Origin of the sequence: Neobacillus kokaensis, assembly GCF_014656545.1 — a bacterium.
GTDB lineage: Bacteria > Bacillota > Bacilli > Bacillales > Cytobacillaceae > Neobacillus > Neobacillus kokaensis.
In genome coordinates this window covers 1-6,666 of record NZ_BNDS01000054.1, presented here as the reverse complement: position 1 = coordinate 6,666, position 6,666 = coordinate 1, and the positions used below count along the sequence as shown (strand labels likewise).

Annotated in this window: 8 protein-coding genes; 3 read left to right on the top strand and 5 right to left on the bottom strand. The window is 33.9% G+C overall.

Annotation, left to right across the window (positions count from 1 at the left end):
• Positions 1-713 precede the first annotated feature (713 nt).
• The 5 genes from IE222_RS26015 to IE222_RS25995 form a co-directional block, all read right to left on the bottom strand.
• Entirely contained in the window at positions 714-818 is a 105-nt protein-coding gene (locus IE222_RS26015) for a YjcZ family sporulation protein (RefSeq protein WP_191277293.1), read from the bottom strand.
• Positions 819-1,497: 679 nt separating this feature from the next.
• Positions 1,498-2,052: a GNAT family N-acetyltransferase gene (locus IE222_RS26010; RefSeq protein WP_191277292.1), complete on the bottom strand. Its 555-nt coding sequence runs from the start codon at positions 2,050-2,052 to the stop codon at positions 1,498-1,500.
• Between the two features lie 36 nt (positions 2,053-2,088).
• Complete coding sequence (locus IE222_RS26005; RefSeq protein WP_191277291.1) at positions 2,089-3,294, bottom strand: MFS transporter; 1,206 nt, start codon at positions 3,292-3,294, stop codon at positions 2,089-2,091.
• Positions 3,295-3,392: 98 nt separating this feature from the next.
• Positions 3,393-3,641 carry a hypothetical protein gene (locus tag IE222_RS26000; protein WP_191277290.1) on the bottom strand — a complete coding sequence of 83 codons (249 nt, stop codon included), beginning with the start codon at positions 3,639-3,641 and terminating at the stop codon, positions 3,393-3,395.
• A 12-nt stretch (positions 3,642-3,653) separates the two neighbouring features.
• Positions 3,654-4,418, bottom strand: a complete 765-nt coding sequence (locus IE222_RS25995; protein WP_191277289.1) for an MBL fold metallo-hydrolase — start codon at positions 4,416-4,418, stop codon at positions 3,654-3,656.
• Positions 4,419-4,548: 130 nt separating this feature from the next.
• Here IE222_RS25995 and IE222_RS25990 point away from each other — a divergent pair, with 130 nt between their 5' ends.
• The 3 genes from IE222_RS25990 to IE222_RS25980 all read left to right on the top strand — a co-directional run bounded on the left by IE222_RS25990 (position 4,549) and on the right by IE222_RS25980 (position 6,454).
• The gene (locus IE222_RS25990) at positions 4,549-4,965 is read left to right on the top strand and encodes an Lrp/AsnC family transcriptional regulator (protein ID WP_191277288.1); all 417 of its coding nucleotides are present in this window, start codon (positions 4,549-4,551) and stop codon (positions 4,963-4,965) included.
• 317 nt (positions 4,966-5,282) lie between these two features.
• The gene (locus IE222_RS25985; protein WP_191277287.1) at positions 5,283-5,738 is read left to right on the top strand and encodes a hypothetical protein; all 456 of its coding nucleotides are present in this window, start codon (positions 5,283-5,285) and stop codon (positions 5,736-5,738) included.
• A gap of 251 nt (positions 5,739-5,989) precedes the next feature.
• A complete protein-coding gene (locus IE222_RS25980; protein WP_191277286.1) occupies positions 5,990-6,454 on the top strand; it encodes a hypothetical protein in 465 nt (154 codons plus the stop codon).
• Positions 6,455-6,666: the final 212 nt, after the last annotated feature.

The window sequence follows — 6,666 nt, the reverse complement described above, 5'->3', positions numbered from 1 at the left end:
TCACCTCTACGTACAGATTATAAGGAATAAGGCGTTAATAATGAAGGTCACTTTTTGCACCTAATTTTATCTCGCTTATAGAACTAACGGGTGCAAGAGTTAAAGATTGGGATGCTGCGGCTATCCCTTTTTCTTATTGTGCTAACGGGCAGGTTAGTTTAAGAAGAGAAGGAAAAATTAAACACCCCTATAGAATCCTTATTGAGCATATTTTTATCAAGGTGGTTACCAAATTGGGAATGTCTAACTATTATGAACGACTTCGAGAAAAAGTTGGCAGTGAATTAATTTTTATGCCTTGTGTGCGTTTCTTATAAAAGAAGGCGTCTTTTTTATCATTGTACATAGCGTTTATTATTTCAGACCTAGGTTTTGGAGTAGGTTATTAAACAAACGGGTGCGTTGATCCTAGCCAGAATTAACGTTTTTTGTGGAACCTTACTTATTGAACATACTGGGCAGTAATGTTTAATAAGCAAGTCGTAGATGGGTAGTAGACTTTAATTGTGAAGTAAGGTTTTTGGCTTCTATCTGGCGGGATAGAATCCTCCAATTCTAAAATTGTAATAACCTTACTTCAGATATATTTATGTCCAATTTTTTAAAAATTATTTATAGCTGAGAGATTATAGATAATTGAACAAATTACGAAGAAAAGAAGCGCCAATTGACGCTTCCACTATTAAGTGAGTCGTTACAATTCGATAACTAGCTTAGTACCCTCCCATAAAGTGTGTACCAACGATAATTAAGAGGATGAATAGTACTACGATTAGAACAAAACTCATTCCGCCGCCGTAACCGGAACCGTATGACATAATTTATCACCGCCTTTTTTAAGAGGTAGTATATCCTACGTATTTGTTATTATTTTTGAAATGGACAAGCATGGAATTATATTTAAAAAATATCCTTAATTGAAATTTATGTAAAATATAAAAACCGCGAATGGTGGGCTTTGAGCAGCTAATATTCGAATGAACCTGGTGGACAACAAGGATTTTCTAGTGCTCCGCAAATGAGTACCAATTTCAAAGTTATTAAAAATTAAAAAGGAAGCATCAAATGATGCTTCGAAAGAAGAAATATAGTTGGGTAATACTGAGTGAAGTTGTCAAGTAGGGTTTACACTAATTTATGGATTTTTTTACAAATTGCTTGGTTGAATACTCAATTTAATAAAATTATTTCTTAAGAATTTTGATTGTTGATGCACAAACCGAATCTACTGTTAAGTAGAGAATAAAAAGGACGATAGCCATAAAATGGAATTCGCCCTTCTTCAATTATAAGGTGCGTTACTTGAAGTTCCGGCTGCCATTATGGTGGCCGTTTTTTATTGAACTAAAGGGGCAGGTTTGTTCAACAAGAGATTCCATGCTGCTAGGCTTCTTTATAAGCCGACAATGTTGATTTATCAAGGATGTATAAAATCCAGCATTATATACGAAATTGGTGTTAAAAAGGCTATTAATAGCCTTTTTAACAATCTCGTTTTCATGCCAACTGTATCTGTATTTCTAAATACAAGAATAATGAATTACCTGTAAACCCCCTTATTAAATCAGAGAATTCTTCTTGGTTAATCTCTCCTTCTCCGTTTACCATAACTTCATACATGCCCCAACGATCCTTAAAAAGGAAACATGAGCTTTCGTAACCGTTACGTAAATAAAAGTTTTTTCTGTTTACTCTTTGCTCATAATTTGTTGCACTTTTATCTAGAGCTTCTATATTAAGAGTTAATTGATTGTCGTAGTATTTTTCTTTTATACGTGAAAGAATTAAACTTCCATACCCTTTGGAGCGTGAATGACTATCTATAGCTAAATACTGAACATATGTCAGGTTTTTACGAGTTATTAAGTAAGTAAACCCTATAAAGTTATCTTCGTCGTAAATAGAAAGAAAGTCTACCCCATCTAAATTTGCTCTATCAAATAACAGTTCCAAAGGAAGCCTCTCTACTTCAGGGAATGCTCCATAAAGCAAATCCCTTACCTTATTAACATCCTTTGAGTTTTTGTTTAATGATTTTAGTTCTATACCCATATTATGACCTCCTTTTTCCTAGAGAAACTGAATTCATTAATGGATCTTTTCTTTTAAAGAGAGTATTCGATTTTCTCTTTCCATCTTCCCATGTAAAAAATAATAAAGAAAGGATACAGCAAAAACCATAATTCCTAGAATTTCATACATAGTGGAATACCCTGTGAAAGGAATTATAAGCCCTAAAATAAACGGTCCTAATCCATTCCCTATATCATAAAAGATGAAGAAAGTAGCAGTAACATAACCTATACGTTCAGGTGTTACTTTCAAGGTGGCTACAGTCTGACTGACAGAGGAAATATTTCCAAAACCCAGACCAATTAACCCTCCCGCTAATAATAGGGTTAACGACTTATCCACTGTACTAAGAAGAAGCATTCCGGCTCCAAAAAGGAAAAAAGCCGGATACATAATATAATTTGCTCCTCTACGATCCACTATTTTTCCAGTAAATGGTCTAGACACCAATACACTGACGGTGTAAATACTGAAGAAAAAGCTAGCAGCACTGACCAAATCCAATTCAATAGCGTAAAGGTTTATATAAGAAAGTACACTTGAAAAGCTGAAAGTCATTAAAAGAACAATAATACCTATTGGTACAGCTTTTGGTTCAATGTAATTCGAAATCTTAAATCCTCCGCGTTTTTCCTCTGTTGTTTTCGGAGACATGGGTACGTTAACTAAGAAACCAATTATCGTACTAGCGACTCCAAGTAAAAGGGAGAAAAGAAAAATGATATTAAATCCAGTATGTTGAGTCATATATAGACCTAAAAAAGGTCCTAGTCCTGTAGCTAATGCTGTACTAACGGCAAAGTAACTAATACCTTCCCCTCTTCTTGACTTCGGTATGGCAAGAACAACTATTGTACCAATTACTGTAGTTGCTATACCTATAGCTAGTCCATTTAAAAACCGGCTAACAATTAATAAGGGGAGACCATAATCTATAAAATAAAGCAGTATTGTTATTGTAAAAAAGATAAGCCCAATAATTAATATTCGTTTGTATTCAACTCTGGTAATAACTTTTCCGGTAACCAGTCGACCTATTAATGCGCCAATGATAAAGATACCGACTACTACGCCGGCTTGTTCAGTAGATGCATTAAATTCGTTTACAGCATAAAGCGCAATTATTACATTTAACAGCATGTATATTAGGACCAAAAAGAAATTGACTAAAGAAAGAATAATAAAATCTTTAGTCCATAACTTTGAATTTACTTGGCTCAATATAAAACCTCCTTCCCGCGTTTAACAATTATTTCTTTATTTGGAATTTGTTTCATTCGCCATCTTCTGGTATAAGCAATTTGGGAGAAAACCCTTTTTCAACCGCATATGTCTTTAAATCTTTCTTGGATAATCTCCCAGTGGTTAACGGCTTCAATATGGCTAGCTGTGATTTTAACATTTGGTATAGCTTTGTGTACTTCGTACACAACCTCTTTCCCCATAATAAGTGATCCTAATTCGAAGAACTTATTATCTCCAGCATTTAAAATCGCTACTTCAGGATTGTGCGTTTCAATTGCTTCTTGAACAGGTGTACACCACACTGTATCCCTAGCTAGATACAATTAGTATTCATATTACATTTTGTAAGACTCACCATCTTCGGGTACTAAAATATTACTTGAGAATCCTTTTTCTTTACTAAAGTTCTTTAATTCTTCTCGTGATAATGCCCAATGGTTAGCAGCTTCCATATGAACAGCAATAATCTTAGCACTCGGAGCCGCCTTGTGGACTTCATATATGTCTTCTTTCCCCATGATGAGCGAACCAAATTCTAATGTTTGATTGTCTCCACCATTAACTACAATGATTTCGGGTTGATGTGTATGAATCTCGTCTTCGATAGCATCATACCAAACTGTATCACCAGCTACATATAAAACTTCCTCACTTGGATGCTTGAATACTACTCCGCAAACTTCACCTATAAGTTTTAATAACTCTTCGCCTCTACCATGTTCACCTTTTGTTTTTACTAACTGGATACCTTCAAAAACAGTGCCTTGTTGTAGTACTTCTACATTTTTGAAACCACATGCTTTTACTTCTTTTGCATCTGCTTCATTTTGAATAAACATTTTGATATCTTTTGGCAATACGTTTTTTGCCACATCATCAAAGTGATCTAGGTGTAGATGAGTAACAATTACTGCATCTATGCCATCCAGAATGTTATCAATTGATGTTGGCAAACTTACCAAAGGATTAAATTTATCCTGTCCGATCGAATCAGGGAAAGGTGGGTACGTACCTTTCTCTGCTAACATAGGATCAATTAAAAACTTTTTATTTGCATACTCTACAACGATTGTTGCATTTCGAATTTGTGTAATCTTCATCTTTACAACTCCCTTTCTTTTCATGTGTGTTTGCTGACGGAGTTAAGTGTATAATATGAGCAACATTCAAATACACAGATAAAATTAAGTATTTTTACTGTTTTACTTTATTTTTGAAAGGAGTTGCCGTTTGTTGGACGAAACAGACAAGAAAATTATAGAGGAGCTCTCTAACAATAGCCGGATTACGATGAAAGAATTAGGGGAAAGAGTCCACTTAACAGGACCAGCAGCCGCAGCGCGAGTGGCGAAATTAGAGGACAATGGAGTGATAGAGGGGTATAGCATCAAAGTGAATCAAGCGAAATTAGGCTGCTATACGTATGCTTTCCTCAATATCTATATTGAGGGTACAAACCATCAACCTTGCCTTTCATTTATCCAAACAAAGGAGGGATATATCCTTAATACTTACAGAATCAGTGGAGAGGGTTGTTACCTTCTGGAGTGCAGGTTTCCGGGTAATAAAGAGTTAAACCAATTTTTATTGGAGTTAAACAAGTATGCAAACTACAAATTATCCATTATGATTGATAAGCTGCATTAAGAGACTTGTACTGACTTGGATTGAGTCAGGAGCCTGCGAAAGTGCCCTTTTTCTTTTTGGTGAATGATTGCAATCATTTGTTATGTATAAAGGAGTAAAAATATTGTACTTTCTATCCAATATAAAATTTGTTAAAAATGTGATGCTTTTCACTTAAGCTAACGGGTGCTTTATTACAAGATGGGATTGCGGTAGCGATCACATCTTTTTTGTTCTTCAACTAAAGGGCAGGTTAGTTTAACAACAGTTTGGTTATATATGGTATAATTTATATAAATTAAACGGTTGGAGAGTGGATGTGAGGGGAGTTAACGGATATGAAATTAGTTTCGAAATTACTTTTAGGTTTGTTTTTTGTTTTTTCATTAACGGGATGTTTTGGAGAAGAATATGATTTCTCACCACCAACTGTTTCACTTACAAATCCTGACGATATTACCCAAGAAGAAAAATTAGCAGAAGCAAACATAGATTGGACTTATGATGAAAAATACAACAAGGAAACGAAAGATATTTTATCATTAGCAAAAAAACAAAACAAAATGTACTTTACTTCTGGGCAGCGAGTTCAATTTGGTCTTGAAGATGGACATTTTGACGCAAAAGATGTAAAAATTTCGCTTTGGCAAGGTGAAAACAAAATGGATTTAGAAATTGATAATGCTGGTCAATATTTCAATTTACCAAAAGAAAAAGGCGAGTATATGATTGTAGTCGATGTTCCTACGGATAAAGGAAATGCTCAATATGTTGGGATTGTCGTTATTCAGTAGTAACTTTACAAAAATAAATTTGACACCCTAAGGGCGGCAGAAAAGTGATTTAGTTTCATTCTTGTTCAACTAACGGGTGGAGTTGAACAATGAGGGTTGCTACGGCAACCTTTTTGTTATTGTGCTAATGACGCAGTTTACTTAAATAAGCCAAATGTTTTATATTGCGAAAACGTACATTTAAATTCAAAATATGGAATGCCCGATTAAAATTAGAAATAATACATATGATATACTTCAGGGGTGGTATCTTGAAAAAATCAAAATTACTTCTAATTATGCTAATTCTCCCTTGGATAACGGTTCCGTTTTTAGGTGTAAATTCCTTCAAAAAATATCTTCCTTCAGCACTTTTTAGTTGTATTTTTACAAAAGCTTTAGATATGTACGGTAAAAAAAATAAATGGTGGAAGTTTTATAAAGGTATAGGGCTTTTGGATAGTATGACTTTTTTTAATTTTGGTCCTTATCTTGTTACCAGTCTTTGGATGTTAAAAACAACTTATGGTAAATTTCCATTATATTTAATTGTTAATGCAATTAATCACATTACATTTACCTTCATTGGACTAAAACTTTTAAAACGTTATAAAATTGCTGGTTCCTTAGTTAAAATGAATAAATTACAGTATTTACTGTTGCTTACTTTTAGAGGACTAGTTCTATATGGTTTTCAATTGATAATTGACTTAAAAAAATCAAATGATAAAGTATAAAACCTTTTAATTTTAAGAGTATGTGAAGGTTTATACGTAAACTAAAGGGTGCGATGCTTCAATAATGAAGGATCGCTTTTCTTATTCAAGTAACAGGCAGTATAGTTGCATAAAGGTAACTAAGCATTTCTTATTATATAAACATTGACATGGATGTTGGCTTTTTTTCATACTATATTTTTGGGAGGTGATGAAATGGCAAGAGTAAGGGC